Here is a 20079-nt window from a genome sequence, read left to right on the forward strand (position 1 = left end):
CTTGGTCACCACGACCTTGCGGGCACGGCCCAGCAGCGAGATGTCGGCGTTGTCCAGCTTCAGACCCACGTCCTCGGACACGACGGTGCCGCCGGTCAGGATCGCGATGTCCTGCAGGATCGCCTTACGACGGTCACCGAAACCGGGCGCCTTCACGGCGACCGACTTGAACGTGCCCTTCAGCTTGTTCACGATCAGCGTGGCCAGCGCCTCGCCCTCGACGTCCTCGGCGATGACCACGAGCGGCTTGCCTGTCTCGATCACCTTCTCCAGCACCGGCAACAGCTCTTTGGCCGACGAGATCTTGGTGGTGGCGAACAGCAGGTACGGGTCCTCGAACACGGCCTCCATCCGCTCGGTGTCCGTGATGAAGTGCGGTGCGACGTAACCCTTGTCGAAACGCATGCCCTCGGTCAGCTCCAGCTCGAGGCCCATCGCGTTGGACTCCTCGACCGTGATCACCCCCTCGCGGCCGACCTTGTCCATTGCCTCGGCGATCAGCTCGCCGATCGTGGTGTCAGCGGCGGAGATGGACGCGGTCGCCGCGATCTGCTCCTTGGTCTCGACCTCACGCGACGCCTTGTGCAGCTGCTCGGTCACGGCCTCGACGGCCCGTTCGATGCCCCGTTTCAACGCGATCGGGTTCGCGCCGGCGGCGACGTTGCGCAGGCCCTCGCGCACGAGCGCCTGGGCGAGCACGGTCGCGGTGGTGGTGCCGTCACCCGCGACGTCGTCGGTCTTCTTGGCGACCTCCTTGACGAGCTCCGCCCCGATCTTCTCCCACGGGTCCTCGAGCTCGATCTCCTTGGCGATGGAGACACCATCGTTCGTGATGGTGGGCGCGCCCCACTTCTTCTCGAGCACGACGTTGCGGCCACGAGGTCCGAGCGTCACCTTCACCGCGTCCGCGAGCGTGTTCATGCCGCGTTCGAGCCCGCGACGCGCGTGCTCCTCGAACGCGATCAACTTGGCCATTGTCCTGTCCTCTCAGCGGTCCGTGGTCGAGATGGTCGGCACCGCGCCCGCGACGGCCGGATCGGAGTGATCCCCATCGGCGCCGACCACCTGGCACTTCGGGGTGCCGAGTGCCACGATACACAGAAGTTGCGGATACGCAAATTTGCGCTCCCGCACTTTTCTGATACAGTCCTCCCCATGGCGGACAACCAAGGGCTACGCGAACGCAAGAAGCTCGCCACCCGGGAGGCACTGAGCGCGGCCGCGCTCAGGCTCGCGCTGGAGCATGGCCTGGAGAACGTGCGCGTGGATGACATCGCCGAGGCGGCGGGGGTGTCACCACGCACGTACAACAACTACTTCGCCAGCAGGGAACAGGCGATCGTCGCGGCGGTCATGGCCGAGCGAGCGACCCGGGTGGCGGCGACCGTGCGCGCACGGCCACCCGAGGAGCCGTTGGCCGAGGCCGTGACCGCGGCGGTGATCGAGGCGTACACGAGTCAGCCGGCGGGTGACACGCTGACGCTGATCACGTCGTCCCCTCGATTACGCGTGGAGTTCGTCGAGGCGGTGTCGGCGGTGGGCCAGCCACTGGCGGCGGCGATCGCCGAGCGTATCGGCGGCGGCGACACGCTCGTTCCCGCGGCGCTGGCGGCGGCGGTCTCGGCGGCCGCCCGCGTGGCACTGGACCACTGGGTCCGGCCGGTGGGGTCCGGACTCGTTGTCGTCTATGGGAAGCGGCCGCTGCCCGATCTTCTGCGTGAGGCGCTGGACAGTGTGGCGCCAGCGCTGCGGGCCGCCGAGGGGTAGGAGGTGCCAGGGTGAACTGATGCCGGCCGGGGTAGGAGGTTGCCGGGTAGAAGGGTGCCGGGTAGGAGGTTCCCGGAGTAGGACAGGTTGAGCCGCAACGGGGTGGGTGGGCCGGTTGCGACACCGTTGGTTGCGACACCGTTGGTTGCGACACCGTTGGTGCCGTGACCGCTCTGGCCTCCCACGACGCCGTCGGCGTGGGAGGTGCCGTCGGCAGGCTCGCTGCCACCGGGCAAGGGGGTGTGGTGCCTCGATGCCCTGGGCTCGGCAGCGCCTACTGTCCAGGTGTGGACAGTCTCGACGCGACGCGGGTCAAACAGGACCTTCTTGACGCCGCCGACTTCGCCTTTCGGCGGCTCATGGACCGGCTCGACGGCCTCACCGATGACGAGTACCTCTGGGAACCCGCCCCCGGCTGCTGGTCCGTGCGGCCCGTCGGCGACGGCACCTTCAGGGCCGACGGGTCGCCGGTGCCGGTCGTGCCGGCGCCGTTGACCACCATCGCCTGGCGGATGTGTCATCTTGTCGACCTGCTTGCCGGTGAGCGGAACGCGACCTGGATCGGGGTCGAGCCCCTCGGGCGGCTCGACAGAGTTGGCGAGCCTGGGACGGCCGACGACGCCATCCAGCAGCTCGACCAGGCGTTCACGCTCTTCCGTACGCACGTCGCGGGCGCCGAGGCCGCTCAGTTGACCGTCGCCATGGGGGCTATTGCCGGGGCCTACGCCGCCAGTACTCGTGCCGCCTTTGTGCTTCACGAGCTCGACGAGCTGATCCATCACGGAGCGGAGGTCGCGACCATGCGGGATCTCTACCGCGCGACCCAACCTGTCGAACCCTTCCTCCAGGCATGTCTTGACGCCGACCGGGCGGCCGTCGAATCCATGCTGCCTGACGACCGGTATCCGACCCTCGTCGCCGACATGGCCGGTCGGCAGAACTGGGCGGCGGTTCGGCTGCTGGTCGACCTTGGCTTCGACGTCAACGCGGCGGGCGGTGTCACGGCGCTCCACTACGCCGCCGGCGCCGGGGAATTGGACATCGTGCGGTTGCTTGTCTTGCACGGGGCCGATAGGGGTGTGCGGGACAGCCAGTTCGATCTGCCGCCTGGTGGGTGGGCTCAGTACTTCGGTCAGCGGGAGGTCGCGGCGTACCTTCGGTAGCGGCGGTTCCCGAACGGTCAATGCGAACCGCGCACGAGCGGCCTGGGAAAGTGGGGAGTGCGCGGGTCGGGGACTCGACGGGCGGCTTCGGACCGTTCCCGACGCGACGGGTGAATCAGGTTCGGTCGAAATGGCGCGGCGCGAATACCTGCGGCACGCGCCGGTCGTGGCGGGCCGCCCCGTCAATCGTGCACGGCGGCGGTGACCCAAGGGGAAGAATTAACTGGAACAGTGAGCCTTTCCGGGTAACGGTTCGTCGCTGTGTGTGATCATGTGGTGCGGTCGTGCTCGATGTGGAGGATGACGAGCGCTGCGGCGACGATGGGGCCGATCCGCCAAGGGCAGAGGCTGATGTTGCGTAGCGCCTTGAAAGTGGTCTTCAGTAACGAGTTTCCGCGTTCGCCGATGGCTCGTTTGCCGTTGTGGATCTTGTTGTGAGACTTCTGTTCTTCGGTGAGTTCACCGCATGTGGGTTTCTTGAAAGCGATGGTGATGGTGTCGGCTTCGCCTTCGTAGCCGAGGTCGCCGAGCGTGGGGCGGTTCTCGGCGATCCAAGTGGTCAGGGCGGGCAGGATTTCGAGGTGTTCGCGGAGCGCGGTGGTGTCGTGCTCGCGGCCGGGACGTACGTCGGAGGTCCACAGCGGCCAGCCGTCGGGGGCGGTGATGACCTGGATGTTCCCGCCGTGACTGGCGTGTTTGCCCGACCACCACAGGTCCACGCCCTTTGTGGGGCCGGGGGTCCGGCACCGGTCGGTCTCGATCAGGGTGCCGTCAATGGAGATATGGCTGTGTCCGGCCATTTTCGCTGCCAGCAGCGCCGATTCGAGAGCGGGCGCCTCGGCTGCAAGAACCGCGATTCCCTCGTGAAGGTAGGCATACGCGGTGGACTTGCCGATCTCGTTGTCGACAGCCAACTGTTTCACGCGAGTGCCGTCAAGAAACCAACGCAGCAGCACGATCGCCTGCTTGAACGGCGTCAGGACACGGCTGCCCTTGCGGCTCCCGCGCCGTGCCCGTTCGGCGTGCAACAGGCTCGACACATACAGCACGGTCTGGTCCCGTACGGGCAACGTCGCGGTGTATGACACACTCATCAGGCGCGGAACCTCTATGAACTTGATCTGTGGAAGGACCAAATTCATACCGAGGTTCCGCGTCTTTACGTTGCACCGCAACAGCCTCGGCGTGTCGCCACCGCCAACACCAATCATACCCACAATCGTCACTCAGAGTCACAGGCGCTTACGCGGAAAGGCTCAGTGTCCGTGAGGCGGGATATCTGGCTCACGGACCTGCGATTGTGCTGCAGGGGGTCTTGTCACAAAGATCGGAGGGCGAATCTACGAGGAGAGGGTCACGCGGCCCTGTGTCGTGCCCGCGGCTTGGGCTTCTCGGCGGTCTCGGGGGACGCGAGTTCGTCGGCCAGGATCCGGTCGACACGACGGGATGCGTGTCGTAGCGCACGGAACATGAAGACCGCGGCGCAGGACACTAGAATTCCGGCGGCGATTCCCGCGACGAGCGCCTGCGGCCGGAGAACGAGGGTCGTGGCGGACCCCAGAAGACCAATGCAAAGCAGGGTTGTCCGGCTCGATATCGAGGGTTGAGTCATTGATACAGCCTTTTGAGATCAGCTTCCCAACAGCGGTCACTGTCAGTCACCAAGCTCGTCGTCTGGACATTGTCCATTGTTACTCAACGCGACGGGTTCTCGGACTTATCACCCGATTGAACTACACCGCCAACGTGGCGTTCGCGATATCACGTCGCCGGGCATCAGGCGGTCAGCGATGTGGGGACGCCGCCCTGTTGGCGCTGCCCTGGGGACCGTAGGCGTCGAGGAACTTGTCGCGGAACCGGTCCATGGGCCAGACCGGGGCGTCGGGGTTCGGGTTGACGCCCGGGGACCAGCCCCACGTCGACACTCGGTCCAGCACGGCGGGATCACGTGCGACGATCGAGATCGGGACGTCGCGGGTGTCCTCCTGGCTGGCGATGATCGGCTGGGGCTGGTGGTCGCCCAGGAACACCATCACCATGTTGTCGTCGCCGTAGGTCTCCATGTACGAGAACAGGCTTTTCAGGGAGTAGGCGATCGACGCCGTGTACGCGTCGCGGACCCTCGTCGGGTCGGGCCAGACGTCGCCCGGCTGGGTACCGGTCGTCGCCATCGGGCCGTAGACCGAACCGTCGCCGACGTCCTTCCAGTCGATCATCTTCGGCAGTGGGGCGTACGGGGTGTGGCTCGATACCAGGTCGATCTCGGCCATCACGGGGTCCTGTGACGGGGCGCGTTCGGTCTGTTCGAAGTGCTGCAACGTGTACTGGTCCGGCACCCTTGCATACGAGAACCGCGGGCCCTTGTAGCCGACGTTGCGTGAGTCGTAGATCTTGTCGAAGTGGTACATCCCGCCCTCCGGCCAGTCCTCGGAGTTCGCGGGCACCGCGCCGACCGTGCGCCAGCCGGCGCGGTTGAACGCGATCGAGAGCGTCATCCGGTCCATCGTGGTCAGGCTGTCGTACCGCTGCTGGTTGTCGACCCACAACCCGCTCTGCAGCGTGGCGTGCGCGAACCAGCTGCCACCGCCATAGGTCGGCGACGTCAGGAAGCCGCTCCGTGCGTCGAACCCCGCCGCGTGCAGCTGCTTCGTGGCGGAGTCCAGGATCGGGTCGATCACCGGGGCGCTCGTCGAGTCCTCGATGGCCACCCGGCCGTAGCTCTCGACGAACACGAACAGCACATCCTTGCCACGCAAGGATGTCAGCAGGTCCTCACCCGGCGTGTACCGGTAGTGGTCGACCCGGGCCTGTGCGGCGAACGCCTCGCCGTCGAACAGGCCCTGCTGCACCCGCCGGGCGTCGTCGTACACCTGGTCCGCGGCGCTGCGGGACGCGACCTCGCCGAACTGCGCCCCGGACAGCGCCGACACCAACCACAGCACGGCCAGCACGGCCAACGTGTTGGTCGCCGCCGTGCGGTGCCCGACCGCCAGGCTGGTGAGGCGCCGGACCGCCAGTGTCATCAACACCATGATCGCCAGTACCAGCAGGATCGCGCCGACCACCGCGAGGACCGCGCCGAGGCTGCCGAACGACGACGATACGAAGTCCACGGCGGGGCCGAGGAAGCTCCAGTCGAACACCGGGTGGAAGGGGCGGTCGAACACCTCGTAGAAGCCCATGTCCAGGAACTTGACGATCATCAGCAGCCCGAGCCCGGCGCCGATCACCGCGACCGCCACCCGGCGTGCCCGCGCACCCAGCACGAGGATCAGCGCCACCCCCATCAACCCCTCGACGGGGATGCGTGCGTACGCCTCGATCGTCAGCTGGCTCAACCGGTTCGGCCCGACGAGCGCCGCCAGCACGAGCAGGAACGCCAGCACCGTCGCGACGATCCGCCGCCGGCTGAACGCCGGCAGCCTGGCCGCGGGCGCGCCGTCGCGGTGCCGGCCCAGCCACTGGACGTCCTGCACGAACGACCCGGCCAGCGCCGCCAGCGACAGCGCCGTGAGCACGACCGCGACCGGCACCGGCAGCACCTCGACGCCGACGCCCGCCGCGACCACGGTGAGGACGATCCCCTGCGCCGTCCAGACAACCGTGCGAACCCGACTGGCCGGCAGCGTCCCACGCAACCACGGCAACGCCCAACCGGCGGCGACGAACACGTACCGCAGCACGCCGATCGCCAGTACCCAGACACCGAGCCGGGTGGCCACGAACGCGCTCAGCGCCAGGACGAGGAACGCGTCGACCTCCACGGCGAACCGTGTCTCGAACGCCGTGGACGGGCGGGCGAACCGCGCGCTGACCAACGACGACGCCACCGCGACGACGGCGACGCCCACGATCGCCTTGCCCGGATCCGGCTTGGGGTCGGTGGTCTCCACGACCAGCGCCGTCAACGCGCCGACCACCACCGCCCTGGCCAGGACGAACCGCCCGGCCGGCCCGAAGGAGGTCACGTCGAACCGGCGCAGCCCCTCGATGAGCACGGCCCAGCCGATCACCGCGAACGCGACCCCGGCGAGCCAGCCCGCCGGTCCGAGTCTGACGGTCACGGTCAGTAGCACCAGCACTACCACCAGCGCGTCCACGGCCGTGACCATCGCTCGTACCGGTCGTCCGGTCACGCGTCCTCCCTCGACTTCGGGTCCCGTACCCGATCTCGATACGAGCCGACGGGTGCGCCGGTTCTAATTTGTTGGGACGCGTGATGCCCTAAAGGGCCCGTTCAGAAGGCTGAATGTCCCGAATAGCCGCTTCTGGGCAGGTGCGGGACGAACCTGGAGATCGTGATGCCTCGTCTCGAGCAGTTGCGTAAGCGGGCCCGTGAGCTGCAGCGCGCGGTGCGGGCCGGCACTCCCGTGGCGGTGGCGCTGGTCGCCGAGCACGGCTGGCCGGGACTGGATGTGGAGTCGTTCACACTCGCCAACGCGCAGCACCTGCTCGCCAGGACGTACGGCTTGGCGGGCTGGGCACAGCTGGTCCGGCATGCCGAGTCACCGCCGCCCGTGGACGGCGTGCTGACCGTGGACAACCGCTACCGGGTTCGCCGTGGATGGGGCGCGGAGGACGACCTGACCCGCATCAACACCGCCGGTTGGGAACCGCTGTTCACCGCCGAGCACAACGGGGTGCGGGTCGTGGCGTTCCGGACGTCCCACGGACCGGTGTTCGCCGAGTTCACGCCCACCACCGTCACCGTGTCGCGGGTGGGTGGGGACGGGCTCACGTTCCACACCGCGCTCGGCACGCTCGCGGGGGTCGTGCCCGCTGGTACGACCAGTGTGGCGGTGGAGGGGCCCGCGGACCGGACGGCACGGGTGCCGGCGGTGGTGGCGGACGGCGTGTTCGCGGTACCCAACGCCTTCGTGATCGACGAGAACGGACTGGTGCTGCGGCTGAACGGCGCCGACAAGGGTGTGCTCGTGCCGCGGGACGCGCTCCCGGACCGGGCGGTCGGCATGGTCGACCGGCCGGCGCCGCCCGCCGAACGGGACTCCCCCGAGGGGCGGCGGCTGGGCGCGGCGCTCGCCATGGTGCCGGTCGTGGACGCGGAGCAGTGGGTGCCCGGCGTGTTCGCGGAGCTGGCCGATGGCGAGAGCATCCAGCTGGGCAGCTACCGGGGGTTGCTCCTGTGGCGGCTGGGTGGCGCCACTCCGCACGTGTTCGACTTCGGCCCGGTGTCCGGGCCGGTGCGGGACTTCGCCGTCGTCGGCAAGACCGTGGCGCTGACGAGGGTGTACCACGGCTTCGCGGACGGGAGCAGCGACCGGGTGGTGCTGGCGGGGGTGGTGGATCGCGGCCGTGCGGCGTCGGTGACGTTCCACCGGGCGGACGGCACGGCGCTGCCCGCGACGCTCGCCGGTGAGACACTGCTGGTGAGCGCACCGGACCTGACCGCGCCGCGGGAACGCGGGCGGGTGACCGACCGGGTCGTGGTGCGGGACGGGGCGGACGCGGTCGTGGAGGACCTGCCGTACCAGGAGAGGGCGTGATGGGCGATCCGGTGTGCTGGCTCGGGCGTGTCTGTCCCGAGTGCGGGTTGCTCGTCGAGGGTGAGCCGCCGACGACGTGTGAGCGCTGCGGCGCGACGGTTCCCCATCCGGAGGACGAGGACCAACCGTGTCGGTGACCTGGCCCGCCGGGCCGAGCCTCTACGATTCCGCGGGTGACCGGCTACCTTCCTGACGTGTTCGACGACGCCTCGTCCCTGCCGGAGCGCCAGCAGCGCATCCTGGCCACGATCCGGGACTGGGTGGTCCGGCACGGCTACGCGCCGAGCACGCGGGAGCTGGGTGAGGCGGTGGGCCTGCGGTCGGCGTCGTCGGTGTCGAAACACCTGGCGAACCTGGAGGAGAAGGGCTACCTGCGGCGCAGCGGCTCGGTGTCCCGGCCGATCGACGTGCGTGCGTTCCTGGGGGCCGCGCCACGCGAGCAGTCCGAGGACTCGGTGTCCGTGCCCGTGGTCGGCGACATCGCGGCGGGCGTGCCGATCGCGGCCGAGCAGCACGTCGACGACGTCCTGAACCTGCCCCGCGACCTGACCGGCCGCGGCAACGTCTTCGCCCTGCGCGTCCGCGGCGACTCGATGATCGAAGCCGCCATCTGCGACGGCGACATCGTCGTGGTCCGCCAGCAACAGGAGGCCCACTCCGGCCAGATCGTCGCGGCCATGATCGACGACGAGGCGACGGTGAAGGTGTACCGGCGGCGCGACGGGCACGTCTACCTGGAGCCACGCAACCCGGCGTACGACGTCATCGACGGGGACAACGCGGTCGTGCTGGGCGTGGTGGCCTCCGTCCTACGGAGCGTCTGATCCGTCGAGCGGGGCGCGCGGTACGGCCCTGCCACTGGGACCTGACGTAGAGTTACCCGCCATGAGGCTCGCCGTAGCCGGGGCCACCGGCAACATTGGCAGGCTCGTCACCGCCGGGCTGAAGCGGGACGGGCACGACGTCGTCGGCGTCAGCCGCGCGCTCGGCGTCGACCTGCTGACGGGTGCCGGGCTCGACGACGCGCTCACCGGTGTCGAGGCCGTCATCGACGTCACCAACGGGCCGGCGACGGCACGGGACGAGGCCGTCCGGTTCTTCGGCACCGCCACCGGAAACCTCCTCGCCGCCGGGCGGCAGGCCGGTGTGCGCCACCATGTGCTGCTGTCGATCGTCGGCATCCACGACGTGGAGGGGAACGCGCACTACGAGGGCAAGCGCGAGCAGGAACGCCTCGTCAGCGAGGGTCCGGTGCCCTGGACGATCGTGCCGGCCACCCAGTTCCACGACTTCGCCGAGATGGTCGTGGGCTGGACCGAACGGGACGGCGTCGCCACGATCGCGCCCCTGCTCGTGCAGCCGATCGCGCCGGCCGACGTGGCCGCCGTCCTCATCGAGGTCGCCACCGGGGAGCCGCAGGGCCGCTACCTCGACGTCGCCGGGCCGGAGACCCAGGACCTCGTCGACATGGCGCGCCGGACCCTCCACGCCCACGGCCGGGACGTCAGGCTCGTCCCCACCTGGAACGCCCTGTTCGGCCCCTCGATGGCCGGCAACGTCCTGCTTCCCGGCGAGAACGCCCGCATCGCCCCGACCACCTTCGACGAGTGGCTGGCCGCCGGCACGGGGTCCCCGTCAGCGCGGTGACGGTGCCGGCGGCCGCACCACGCAATTGGGAGCGCGACCATGAATCGTCACTCGGCGAACCTGGTTCGGTCGCACCAGTGGAACACCGGCAGTGTCGAGCCGTTGAGGTCACGGGACTCACCTGAGTACCGGAAGTGATCAGTGCCGTTTCCCCTTGGCACCTTGACTTTGTGTCCCAGGGTCGGCACCTCGTGGATGCGGTCCTCATCGGTCAGCAGCAGCGGGCCGCCGGTCAGCAGCACCCTGATTGTCGTCATTTCGTCCCCTTTCGAAAACTAGGCGGCGACCAGGACCGCACTGTGGGCGGTGGCCAACGGATACATGGTCTGCGCGGGTGCCTGTTCCAGGATCACGTGGGCGTTGGTGCCGCTGACGCCGAACGACGACACCGCGGCCCGGCGGGGGTGGTCGACCGCCGGCCAGTCCCGCGCCTCGGTCAGTGGCTCGACCGCGCCGGCCGGCCAGTCGCCCCGGGGCGAGGACGCGTCCACGTGCAGCGTCCTGGGCAGCACGCCGAGCCGGATCGCCTCCACCATCTTGATCACGCCGGCGATCCCGCACGCCGCCTGCGTGTGCCCGATGTTCGGCTTGATCGAGCTCAGCCACAGGGGTTCGCCGCCCGCGCGGCCCTGGCCGTAGGTCGCCAGCAGCGCCCGCACCTCGACCGGATCGCCGAGCCCCTCGGCCACGTCGATGTCCATCGTGGACAGACCGGCCGAGCCGAGTGCCTGCCGGATCACCCATTTCTGGGACGGTCCCCGGCTCGCCCCGTCCTGGTTCATCGCGGAGCTGCGGACCAGCGCCGTCACCGAGTGGCCGTTGCGGCGCGCGGCGGACAGGCGGGACAGCACCAGCACGCTGACTCCCGTGTCCGTGAGACCGCCGACCAGCGCGAGCGAGCAGTCGCCCCGGTGCAGCGCCTGGCCCGCGCGGTGGATGGCGACGAGCGACGAGGAACGCTCGACGTCCATGCCCGCCACCACGCCCGGCAGGTAGGAGTAGACGCTGCCGGCGTCGCGATCGACCGGCCGCGTCAGGCCGGAGAACATCCCGGTGCGGCCGCTCGTCAACACCGCGGGTGAGACGTTGGCCCGTGCCAGCGCCTCCATCGTCACGGCCCGCAGCAGGCGGCGCTGCCGGGGTCCCGGGGCCAGCACCTCGCCGAGAAATCCGCCGTTTCCGCCCCTACCGGACGACACGAAGTCCCACAGCTGCTCCGGCGAGGAGATGCCGCCCGGATATCGGCACGCCATGCCCACGATGGCGATCGGTTCGACCACTCCTGGCCGGTCGTGAAGGCCGCGAAGTTCGGGGTCGGCTCGTTCGACATAGCGCAGTGGTTCGACTTCGCCGTTCATTCGAGTCCTCCCGAATACAAACACGGAAATGGCGGCCGAAATGATCGATGGCCATTCCCACAACCCCGCCAGGGGAAGTTCGCCTGTTCGAACGCTACGTTTCGCAGGACGCGGACCCCAACCCCTACCGCCCCCACAAGGCCCCTCCCCGGACCCCGGCCGACGCGGCGAACAGGCCCGGCGGCATGCCGCCGAACGGACCCTCAGCCGTGGCACGATCGCACGACAGCACGCCTTACCGGCGACGGGAGGCCATCCGGCGGCCGGACGATCATGAACCGGTCCATCCGCACAAAACCCTCAGTGGATGCATACGTCCCATATCGGACCTTTGCTCCCATAGTGGCTCATATTCCCCATACCACCCGCGATCAACAATAGCTTCGGTAATGGTACCCACACTCTCCGTAGCCACAATTTCTTCATGTATTACCGATCCGTTAGAACACGACCATGTCCTGGTGAGACGGGGACCCGGGGCGCTAAACTGGGATCTCGGGCGGAACTACGGGCGCGTGCGGTGGGGGCCTCATGGTGCTAAAACTCCTTGGCCCCGTGGAGTTGATTTCCGGCAGGACGTCACTCTCCATCGGCGGGCCCAGGCAACGGGTCGTGTTGGCCATGCTGGGCCTCAACGCGAACCGGGTAACACCGGTAGACCATTTGGTGGAAGCGCTCTGGGACACCGAGCCGCCATCCACCGCACGTGGTCAGATCCAGACCTGCGTGTCCAGTTTGCGTAAGTTATTCGGGCCGGGGGGGCATCCTGGAGAGATCAGGACCCGTCCCCCCGGCTACCTGCTGGAAATCGCCGAGACCGACCTCGACACCGAGGAGTTCGGCGGGCTGACCGCCGCCGCGCGGGCGAAGGCCGACGAGGGCGACCTCGGCGAGGCCGCCTCGATGCTGCGGCAGGCGCTCGCCATCTGGCGCGGCCCCGCGCTGGCCGATGTGGACAGTGAGCTGGCCCGGCGCGCCGCGGCCCAGTTCGAGGACGCCCGCCTGGCCGCCATCGAGGAACGGATCCGGCTCGACCTCCTACTCGGCCGCCACCAGGCCCTCAGCGGCGAGCTGGCCTCGCTGGTCGAGGAGTACCCACTGCGGGAACGGCTGGCCGAGTTCCGCATGCTCGCGCTGTACCGGTCCGGCCGGCAGGCCGACGCGCTGGAGGTCGGCCGGCGCACCCGCCACACGCTGGTCGAGGAGCTGGGCGTCGAACCCGGCCACGACCTGCAGAAGCTGGAAGCGGCCATCCTCAACCGCGACCCGGCGCTGGACCTGCTGGCGACCCCGGCCGATCCGCAGCCCGTGCCCGTCCAGCAGCCACCGGAACCACCGCCGGAACCGCTGTCCTCGCCACGCCAGCTCCCGGCCAGCATCGCCGACTTCTCCGGCCGCGAGGACAACATCGAGGAGATCAAGCAGATCCTCGCCGGGGAGCAGACCGACGCCTACGCGGTGCGGATCGTCTCGATCTCCGGGAAGGGCGGGGTCGGCAAGTCGTCGCTCGCGATCCGGGTGGCGCACGAGATCGCCGGCAGCTTCCCCGACGGCGTGCTCTTCGGCAACCTGCAGAACCCCGGTGAGGGTGACCCGACCTCCGAGCTGCTCGCCCGGTTCCTGCGTGCCCTCGGCGTCGTCGGCCCCGCGATCCCGGAGGGCCTGTACGAGAGGTCCCAGCTGTACCGGAGCAAGGTGGCCGGCAAGCGGCTGCTCGTCGTGCTGGACGACATCGCCAACGAGGACCAGGCGACGCCGCTGGTCCCCGGCGACCCGAGCTGCGCGGTGATCACCACCAGCCGGATGCGGTTGAGCGGCCTGTCCGGCGCGCACTGGGTCGACGTCGACGAGTTCGACACCGACGGGGCGATGGAGCTCCTCGTCAAGATCATCGGTCCCGCGCGGGTGAGGGCGGAGGAAGAGGCGGCGGCCACGCTGGTGCGGCTCTGCGGTGGGCTGCCACTGGCACTGCGGATCGTCGGCGCCCGGCTCGCCTCCCGGCCGCACTGGCAGATCGCGTCGCTGGTCCGCAGGCTGCTCGACGAGGCGAAGGGCCTCGACGAGTACACCTACCGCGGCCTCGGCCTGCGGTTGAACATCGACCAGACCTACCGCGGCCTGGATCCCGAGGCACAGCGGCTCTTCCGGCTGTTCACCGTCGTCCGCGCGGCCGACTTCCCGGAGTGGACCGCCGCCGCGCTGCTCGACATGGACCCGCTCGACTCGGGCGAGGTGCTCGAAAGCCTAGTCGACGTCCGGCTGCTGGACACCATCGAGTACCCGGGCGAGCGGATCCGCTACCGGTTCCACAGTCTCATCCGTATCTATGCCAACGAGCAGTTGATGGAGGTCGAGTCGGAGGCCGAGCGGACGGCCGCGCTCACCAGGATGCTCGGCGGCTGGCTCGCCCTCGCCGAGGACACCCACCGCAAGGAGTACGGCGGGGACTACACCATCCTGCACGGCGACGCCCCGCGGTGGCGGCCACCCGGCGGCGGGTACGGGGGCGAACGCAACCCCATGGACTGGTGGGCCGCGGAGCGCGGCTCGCTCGTCGCCGCGGTCCGGCAGGCGGCGAGCGCCGGCATGGACGAGCTGTGCTGGGACCTCTCCCTCACGCTCGTCACGTTCTTCGAGGCCCGCGGCTACTTCGACGACTGGCGGGACAGCGCGCAGCTCGGGCTCGCGGTGTGCGAGAGCACCGGCAACCGCACCGGGATCGCGGCGATGCTGTACTCCCTCGGCACGATGCACATGTACCAGAAGCGGTTGCCCGAGGCCGAGCAGCAGTTCCAGATGGCGACCAAGATGTTCGAGGTCGACGGGAACACCCACGGGCTCGCCCTGGTGCAGCGCAACCTGGCACTCGTCGACGGCCTGGCCGGCCGGTCGCGGGCCATGCTGGCGAAGTACCAGGAGGCGCTGGAGCTGATGCGGGCCGTCGGGGACCGCATGGGCGAGGCGCACATCCTGCGCAGTGTCGCCATCTACTGGGCTCAGGAGGGCGACCTCGACACCGCGCGGACCATGCTCGAGGAGTCGCTGGCCATCTGCCAGGAGGTCGAGTGCCTGCGCGGCGAGGCACAGGTGCTGCACCGGATGGCCTACCTGCACCTGAAGACCGGCGAGGTCGAGCTCGCCAGCCTGGAGTTCAACCAGGTGCTGCTCATCGTCCGCGAGATCGGCGACCGGATCGGGCACGTCTACGGGCTCTACGGGCTCGGCGTGGTCCGGTGGCGGGAGGGCCAGCTGGACGGCGCGGAGTCGGCGTTCGAGCGGGCGCTCTCCTCGGCAAGGCAGATCCGGGAGCGGCTGATCGAGGCGCAGGCGCTGTGCGCGCTCGGTGGCATCAGCCTCGCCCGCGGTGACGCGACCGCCGGAATGGCACAGCTGAAAGAGGCGAGCCATCTCTTCGAGGAGCTGGGTTCATCTCTTCTTCACGCGAAAACACTCATTCTGCTTTCTCGTGTTCATTCAGAGAACGGTGACGAAACGGGCGCGGTGCAGATGCTCGAACACGCGCGCCGGCTCCTGTCCGGGCTCGACTCGGCGGAGGCGACCAGGCTGCTCACCCAGCTCGACGGCGTGGTCCCCCGGCTGCCCAACGGCGAGATAGCCACACTGTCCCTCGTGTACGACTGACCAAAAAAGAAACGGCGCCCGCCGAGTGGCGGGCGCCATGTTTCCTTTGTATGGCGGGAAATCACCAGTGCATGTCGTCCGGGGCGCCGGCGACGCACAGCTGCAGCGGGATCGACCAGTGCATGTCGGACGGGCAGGTGCCGTCGGCCACGACCGGCCAGTGCATGTCGTCCGCCGTCGCAGCCGCCGTCGCGGCCGCCCCACCCAGGACCGCCGCCGCGGCCGTCGCGATCATCGAGATCCGGACGATGTGAGTCTTGATGGTGTTGGTCATTCTGTCCACCCCTTCGGCGTGTTGCTGTTGTGGTGAACAGTTGAGCTGGACTATCTCTCGATTATCTCTTGAGCGACTCTCAAGCGATCAGTAGAACACTCTTTCGCCATTTCTCTCAAAACGCTCTCGAACCTTTGAGAGAACTGCTCTCGGGCGACCAATAGCGCACCAGGAGAGATCCGAGAGAACGGCTCAACAGAATCTCAGGCAGTCGTGTAGCAGAAGCGAGCGAAGTCGATCTCACGGAGGAGTCCAATGCTCCACCTCGGTGCCGACGAGCTGTCCAGTGCGTTGGAGGGCATCCAACCGCTCGACATGCTCGCCGAGGAACCAGCGGTCCGGGCCGCGCTGGGCACGCACACGTCGGAGGACGCCGACGGGCGGTTGTCCCCGTGGCCCGGTGGCGCCGCGGGCGACCCGGAACTGGTGCTGCTGGAGGACTATCGCTCGGGGGTCTTCTGTGTGCTCCCCGCGGCCGGCCTGCGCGGGTGCCGCGCGGCGGTGCTGACCAGGGTGGCCGTGCGGGAGCTGCTCAACCCGGGCGCTTCGCGTGCCGTCGTGCTGGGCTGCGGCTCGGCGGCGGACCTGCAGCTCGTCACGATCGCGCGGCACCTGCCGAGCATCCGCAACGTGACGGTGTGCCCGGCGGCCGGCCGGCACGGCTGCCCGATCGAACAGCGGGCGCTCGACGAGATCGACCTCGCCGGCGTGCGCCTGACCGTGACCGAGGACGCCGCGACGGCCGTGGCCGACGCGGACCTCGTCGTGGTCGCGTGCAGCGGGGCGACCTGGCCGGCCGACGCCCGCCCGCACACCGGCGCGGTCATCGTGAACGCGACCAACCGGGACCTGCCCGAGACGCTGGTGACCGCGACGGACGAGCTGTTCGTCGACGACGCCGGCCTGGCCGGCACCGACCGCGACGTCGCCGCGCGCGGTTTCACGGCCGACCTCAACCAGGTCGTGGCCAAGGACCACCCCGGCCGCACGAGCCCCGACGACGTCGTGCTGGTCGAACTGCTCAGCGCGGACCGGCTGGACGTGGTCCTCGCTCGCCTGCTCTACAAGTCCGCCATCGAACGGGGCCTGGGAAACCAGCGACTCGAATGAGAAAGAGAGCAACCATGAAGATCGAAGTGAGAGTCCTCGGGCCCCTGGAAGTCTCCGTCGACGGTGTCAGCGCGGTGCCGACCGCCAACAAGCCGAGCAAGGTTCTGGCGATGCTCGCGCTGAACGTCGGCCACGTCGTCACCGCGCCGACGCTGATCGAGGAGATATGGGACCAGCACCCGCCACGAACATGCTTATCCACCTTGCAGACCTACGTGCTGAAGGTGCGGAAGAAGCTCAACGACGCGGTGGTCGAGGCAGGCGCGGACCCGTCGAGCGAGATCGTGCTGACCCGGCGCAACGGGTACCTGCTGGACGCGGACCCCGGCGACGTCGACGTCACGCAGTACACGCAGCTGTCCAAGGCCGGCCGCCGCGCGGCGAACGCCGGTGACCACGTCAACGCGTCACGGCTGCTCGGCTCCGCGCTGACCCGCTGGCACGGCTCGGCGCTGGCCGACGTCGTGATGGGCCCGCACCTGTCCATCGAGGCGGCCCAGCTGGAGGAGAGCCGGCTCGGCGACCTGGAGCTGCGCATCGACGCGGACCTGCACCTCGACCGGCACCACGAGCTGCTCGGCGAGCTGGCCATGCTGTGCGCGCGGTACCCGATGCTGGAGAGCTTCCACGCGCAGTACATGCTCGCGCTGTACCGGTCCGGCCGCCAGTGGCGCGCCCTGCAGGCCTACCGCGAGTTCCGGAGCACGATTGCCGACCAGCTCGGCATCGAGCCGTCGCCGCGGCTCCAGCGGCTGCACCACGCCATCCTGCGCAGTGAGTCCGAAGTGGACGACCCGAACTTCGTCAGCAGCAGGTGGACGCCGGGCCGGGTCCACGCCGAGCATGCCCCGTCGGGCACGGACATCGCGGCTGCCCGGCGCTGACCCGGTCCACCCACGCATCGCCAGGGGACCGCCATGCCTCTCATCGAACGGAAATCCCAACTCGCCACACTGTCCTCGGCGCTCGGCCAGGCCAAGGCGGGCCGGCCGACGCTCGCCGTGGTGCGCGGGCCGGTCGCCTGCGGCCGGACCGCGCTGCTGCGGACGTTCCTCGACAACCTCGCCGAACCCACCGTCGTGTTGCGGGCCAACGCGAGGACGGCCGAGCGCGGGGTGGCGCTCGGCGTGCTCGGCCAACTGCTGCACACCACGGCGCTGGCCCCCGACCGCAGGGACGCGCTGCTGGCCGACCTCGCCGGGAGCGCCGGTCCGGCCGTCGACCCGGCGGTCGAGCTGCGCATCGCCGGCGCGGTGCTGGACCTGGCCGCCGACACCCCGGTGCTGATCGTCATCGACGACGCCAACCACACCGACGCGGCGTCCCTGCGTTACCTGCTGCACCTGAGCCGCCGGCTCGTCGGTGCCAGGGTGCTGATCGTGCTCGGCGAGTCCGGCCAGCCATGGCCGGCCATCGCCGCCGACTACACCACGTTCACCCGGCAGCTGAACTGCCACGTGGTCCACGTGGGCCCGCTGTCCGAGGCGGGCGTGGCCGAGCTGACCCCCGCCGCGGCGAGCTGGTTCGCCGCGACCGGCGGCAACCCCCTCCTGGTCAACGCACTGGCCTCGACGGCACCGACCGACGACAACCGCACGGCGCTCCGCGCGGCCATGACCGAGCTCCTGCACACCTGTGACGAGGACGTCAAGGCCGTCGCGCACGCGGTGGCCGTCCTCGGCAAGGAGTCGACCGTGCCACGGCTCGCCGACGTACTGGGTCTCCACCAGTCCGAGGTGGACACCCAGGTCCGGGCGCTGACCGCGGCCGGCCTGCTTGTCCGGGAACAGTTCCGCGAGCCCGCGCTGCGCGACGCCACGCTCGCCGACGTGCCGGACCCGACCGCGAGCCGGCTGCACGAGGCCGCGGCACGGCGACTGCACGCCGACGGCACGGCGCCCGAGGTGATCGGCGAGCACCTCTTCGCCGCCAGCCGGCCGGAAGGCAGGCTGGCGAACACCGCACCGTGGATGATCCAGGTGCTCGAGGCCGCCGCCGAACAGGCCTGGCTCGCCGGCGACCGGTCCACCGCGGTCACGATGCTCGAGCTGGCGCACGCCTGGTGCGCGGAACCGGCCGGCAAGGCGGCCCTGCTCGCCGCGCTGACCGGCGCCGCCTGGTTACAGAGCCCGGCGATGGCCGGCCGGCACCTGCCCGCGTTACGGGACGCGGCGCTGACCGACCAGCTGCCGGTCATGTTCCGGAGCACGCTGGTCAGCCAGCTGCTGTGGCACGGCCGGCAGGACGACGCCGTGGAGCTGATCAACCACTGGGAGCGCGAGCCCGGCGAGGACGGCGACGACCAGGCCGCGCGGCTGGTGCGGCTGAAGGTGTCCGCGACCCATCCCCCGCTGCTGGCCCGGCTCGCTCCTGGCGGACCGCCGGCGCCGGCGGTGTCCGTCGGCGCGGTCCCGGTCGACACCCGATTACAGGCCGCGACCGTCCTGTCAGCGGTGCTGGCCAGGGGCGCGTCGCCGGCGACCGTCACGCAGGCCGAGCAGGTGCTGCAACGGGTCCGGCTGCGTGAGCACGAGCCGTCCGCGCTCGAGTCGGCGCTCGACGCGCTGCTCGCCTTGCTGTACGGGGAAAGGCTGGACCTCGCCGAGCCCGCGTGCGACCGGTTGCTCGCCGAGCCGGACGAGCGGGTGGCGCCCACCTGGCGGGCGCAGCTGCTGTCCGTGCGGGCCGAGCTGTCGCTGCGCAGGGGCGCGCTCAAGCAGGCGGCCGAGCAGGCACGGGCGGCGTTCGACCTGCTGCCGGCGGCCGGCTGGGGCACCGCGGTCGGCTTCCCGATGTCCACCCTGATCATCGCGAACACCAGGATGGGCCGGCACGAGGAGGCGGCCGCGGCGCTGCGGACGCGGGTGCCGGACGCGCTGATGAGGTCCCGCTACGGGCTGCACTACCTGCACGCGCGTGGCATCCACCAGCTGGCCACCGACCAGGTGTTCGCCGCGCTCGCGGACTTCATGTCCTGCGGTGAGCTGATGCGGTCGTGGGGCGTCGACCTGCCGACGCTGGTGCCGTGGCGGGCGAGTGCCGCCTCGGCGTGGCTGCGGCTGGGCAACGGCGACGCGGCACGCAAGCTGGTCAGCGAGCAGCTGGCCCGCCACGGCGGCGACCGGGGTCGCGCGCTCGGCATCGTGCTGCGCCAGCTGGCCGCGGTCAGCGAACCGCCGCAGCGGGTCTCGATCCTGACCGAGGCGATGGAGATCCTGGACGCGGCGGGCGACCGCTACGAGCTCGCCGCGACCCTGGCCGACCTCGGCAAGGCGCAGCAGGTGCTCGGCGCGTTCAGCCGGGCACGGATGGCCGCCCGCCGGGCCTGGCACGCGGCACTCGACTGCGACGCCATTCCCCTGTCCAACACCGTCCGGCCCGCACTGGCCGGCGAGGACGTGGACGACGCCGACCTGACCGGCGTCGCCGCACTGAGCGAGGCGGAACGGCGCGTCGCCGCGCTGGCCGCCCAGGGTTACACCAACCGGGAGATCTCGTCGAAGCTGTTCATCACCATCAGCACCGTCGAACAGCACCTGACCAGGTCCTACCGCAAGCTCGGGGTGCGCCAGCGCACCGAGCTGCCCGCGAGCCTGTACGCGGAGGTGGTATGA

At 69.8% G+C, this 20079-nt stretch carries 14 protein-coding genes and 1 pseudogene; 9 read left to right on the plus strand and 6 right to left on the minus strand.

What is annotated here, in order from left to right:
- On the minus strand, positions 1-975 hold a 975-nt coding region (groEL, locus tag VET29_RS08610), incomplete at its 3' end, for a chaperonin GroEL (protein ID WP_324917183.1).
- Positions 976-1155: 180 nt separating this feature from the next.
- Between groEL and VET29_RS08615 the strand changes: the two genes are divergently transcribed.
- Together VET29_RS08615 and VET29_RS08620 are read left to right on the plus strand one after the other, a co-directional pair.
- Positions 1156-1767, plus strand: a complete 612-nt coding sequence (locus VET29_RS08615; RefSeq protein ID WP_324917186.1) for a TetR/AcrR family transcriptional regulator — start codon at positions 1156-1158, stop codon at positions 1765-1767.
- Positions 1768-2054: 287 nt separating this feature from the next.
- Positions 2055-2930 (plus strand): DinB family protein, encoded by an 876-nt coding sequence (locus VET29_RS08620; protein WP_324917189.1) that lies wholly within the window; start codon positions 2055-2057, stop codon positions 2928-2930.
- A gap of 269 nt (positions 2931-3199) precedes the next feature.
- Here the strand turns inward: VET29_RS08620 and VET29_RS08625 are convergent, their stop codons facing one another.
- The gene (locus tag VET29_RS08625) at positions 3200-4024 is read right to left on the minus strand and encodes a transposase family protein (protein ID WP_324917267.1); all 825 of its coding nucleotides are present in this window, start codon (positions 4022-4024) and stop codon (positions 3200-3202) included.
- Between the two features lie 690 nt (positions 4025-4714).
- A complete protein-coding gene (locus VET29_RS08630; RefSeq protein WP_324917192.1) occupies positions 4715-7066 on the minus strand; it encodes a hypothetical protein in 2352 nt (783 codons plus the stop codon).
- Between the two features lie 165 nt (positions 7067-7231).
- On the opposite strand from VET29_RS08630, the gene VET29_RS08635 reads away from it, so the two are divergent.
- From VET29_RS08635 to VET29_RS08645, 3 genes are all read left to right on the plus strand, one after another.
- On the plus strand, positions 7232-8434 hold the full coding sequence (locus VET29_RS08635) for a hypothetical protein (RefSeq protein WP_324917195.1): 1203 nt from the start codon (positions 7232-7234) through the stop codon (positions 8432-8434).
- A 173-nt stretch (positions 8435-8607) separates the two neighbouring features.
- Positions 8608-9258, plus strand: a complete 651-nt coding sequence (gene lexA, locus VET29_RS08640; RefSeq protein ID WP_324917197.1) for a transcriptional repressor LexA — start codon at positions 8608-8610, stop codon at positions 9256-9258.
- A 61-nt stretch (positions 9259-9319) separates the two neighbouring features.
- Positions 9320-10081, plus strand: a complete 762-nt coding sequence (locus tag VET29_RS08645; RefSeq protein ID WP_324917200.1) for an SDR family oxidoreductase — start codon at positions 9320-9322, stop codon at positions 10079-10081.
- 47 nt (positions 10082-10128) lie between these two features.
- Here VET29_RS08645 and VET29_RS08650 read toward each other — a convergent pair whose 3' ends face one another.
- Positions 10129-10338 carry a DUF5988 family protein gene (locus VET29_RS08650; protein ID WP_324917203.1) on the minus strand — a complete coding sequence of 70 codons (210 nt, stop codon included), beginning with the start codon at positions 10336-10338 and terminating at the stop codon, positions 10129-10131.
- Positions 10339-10410: 72 nt separating this feature from the next.
- Positions 10411-11355 (minus strand): annotated as a pseudogene (locus VET29_RS08655) (polyketide synthase); the annotation flags it as partial.
- Positions 11356-11970: 615 nt separating this feature from the next.
- On the opposite strand from VET29_RS08655, the gene VET29_RS08660 reads away from it, so the two are divergent.
- Complete coding sequence (locus VET29_RS08660; protein WP_324917209.1) at positions 11971-15081, plus strand: AfsR/SARP family transcriptional regulator; 3111 nt, start codon at positions 11971-11973, stop codon at positions 15079-15081.
- A 61-nt stretch (positions 15082-15142) separates the two neighbouring features.
- Here the strand turns inward: VET29_RS08660 and VET29_RS08665 are convergent, their stop codons facing one another.
- Entirely contained in the window at positions 15143-15355 is a 213-nt protein-coding gene (locus VET29_RS08665) for a hypothetical protein (protein ID WP_324917212.1), read from the minus strand.
- Positions 15356-15610: 255 nt separating this feature from the next.
- Here VET29_RS08665 and VET29_RS08670 point away from each other — a divergent pair, with 255 nt between their 5' ends.
- Genes VET29_RS08670 through VET29_RS08680 form a run of 3 tightly spaced genes read left to right on the plus strand, consistent with a single transcriptional unit; the run spans position 15611 to position 20079 of the window.
- Complete coding sequence (locus VET29_RS08670; RefSeq protein WP_324917216.1) at positions 15611-16465, plus strand: hypothetical protein; 855 nt, start codon at positions 15611-15613, stop codon at positions 16463-16465.
- A 14-nt stretch (positions 16466-16479) separates the two neighbouring features.
- Positions 16480-17349: an AfsR/SARP family transcriptional regulator gene (locus VET29_RS08675; protein ID WP_324917219.1), complete on the plus strand. Its 870-nt coding sequence runs from the start codon at positions 16480-16482 to the stop codon at positions 17347-17349.
- Positions 17350-17382: 33 nt separating this feature from the next.
- Positions 17383-20079 (plus strand): helix-turn-helix transcriptional regulator, encoded by a 2697-nt coding sequence (locus tag VET29_RS08680; RefSeq protein ID WP_324917222.1) that lies wholly within the window; start codon positions 17383-17385, stop codon positions 20077-20079.

The sequence above is a fragment of the Actinophytocola sp. genome (genome assembly GCF_035634895.1).
In the GTDB taxonomy this organism is placed as follows: domain Bacteria; phylum Actinomycetota; class Actinomycetes; order Mycobacteriales; family Pseudonocardiaceae; genus Actinophytocola.

Bases quoted from the DNA above. Each gene is read 5' to 3' on its own strand.
- VET29_RS08615 (WP_324917186.1), top strand. From the start codon at position 1,156: ATGGCGGACAACCAAGGGCTACGCGAACGCAAGAAGCTCGCCACCCGG.
- VET29_RS08625 (WP_324917267.1), bottom strand. From the start codon at position 4,024: ATGAGTGTGTCATACACCGCGACGTTGCCCGTACGGGACCAGACCGTG.
- VET29_RS08635 (WP_324917195.1), top strand. From the start codon at position 7,232: ATGCCTCGTCTCGAGCAGTTGCGTAAGCGGGCCCGTGAGCTGCAGCGC.
- VET29_RS08645 (WP_324917200.1), top strand. From the start codon at position 9,320: ATGAGGCTCGCCGTAGCCGGGGCCACCGGCAACATTGGCAGGCTCGTC.
- VET29_RS08650 (WP_324917203.1), bottom strand. From the start codon at position 10,338: ATGACGACAATCAGGGTGCTGCTGACCGGCGGCCCGCTGCTGCTGACC.
- VET29_RS08660 (WP_324917209.1), top strand. From the start codon at position 11,971: ATGGTGCTAAAACTCCTTGGCCCCGTGGAGTTGATTTCCGGCAGGACG.
- VET29_RS08665 (WP_324917212.1), bottom strand. From the start codon at position 15,355: ATGACCAACACCATCAAGACTCACATCGTCCGGATCTCGATGATCGCG.
- VET29_RS08670 (WP_324917216.1), top strand. From the start codon at position 15,611: ATGCTCCACCTCGGTGCCGACGAGCTGTCCAGTGCGTTGGAGGGCATC.
- VET29_RS08675 (WP_324917219.1), top strand. From the start codon at position 16,480: ATGAAGATCGAAGTGAGAGTCCTCGGGCCCCTGGAAGTCTCCGTCGAC.
- VET29_RS08680 (WP_324917222.1), top strand. From the start codon at position 17,383: ATGCCTCTCATCGAACGGAAATCCCAACTCGCCACACTGTCCTCGGCG.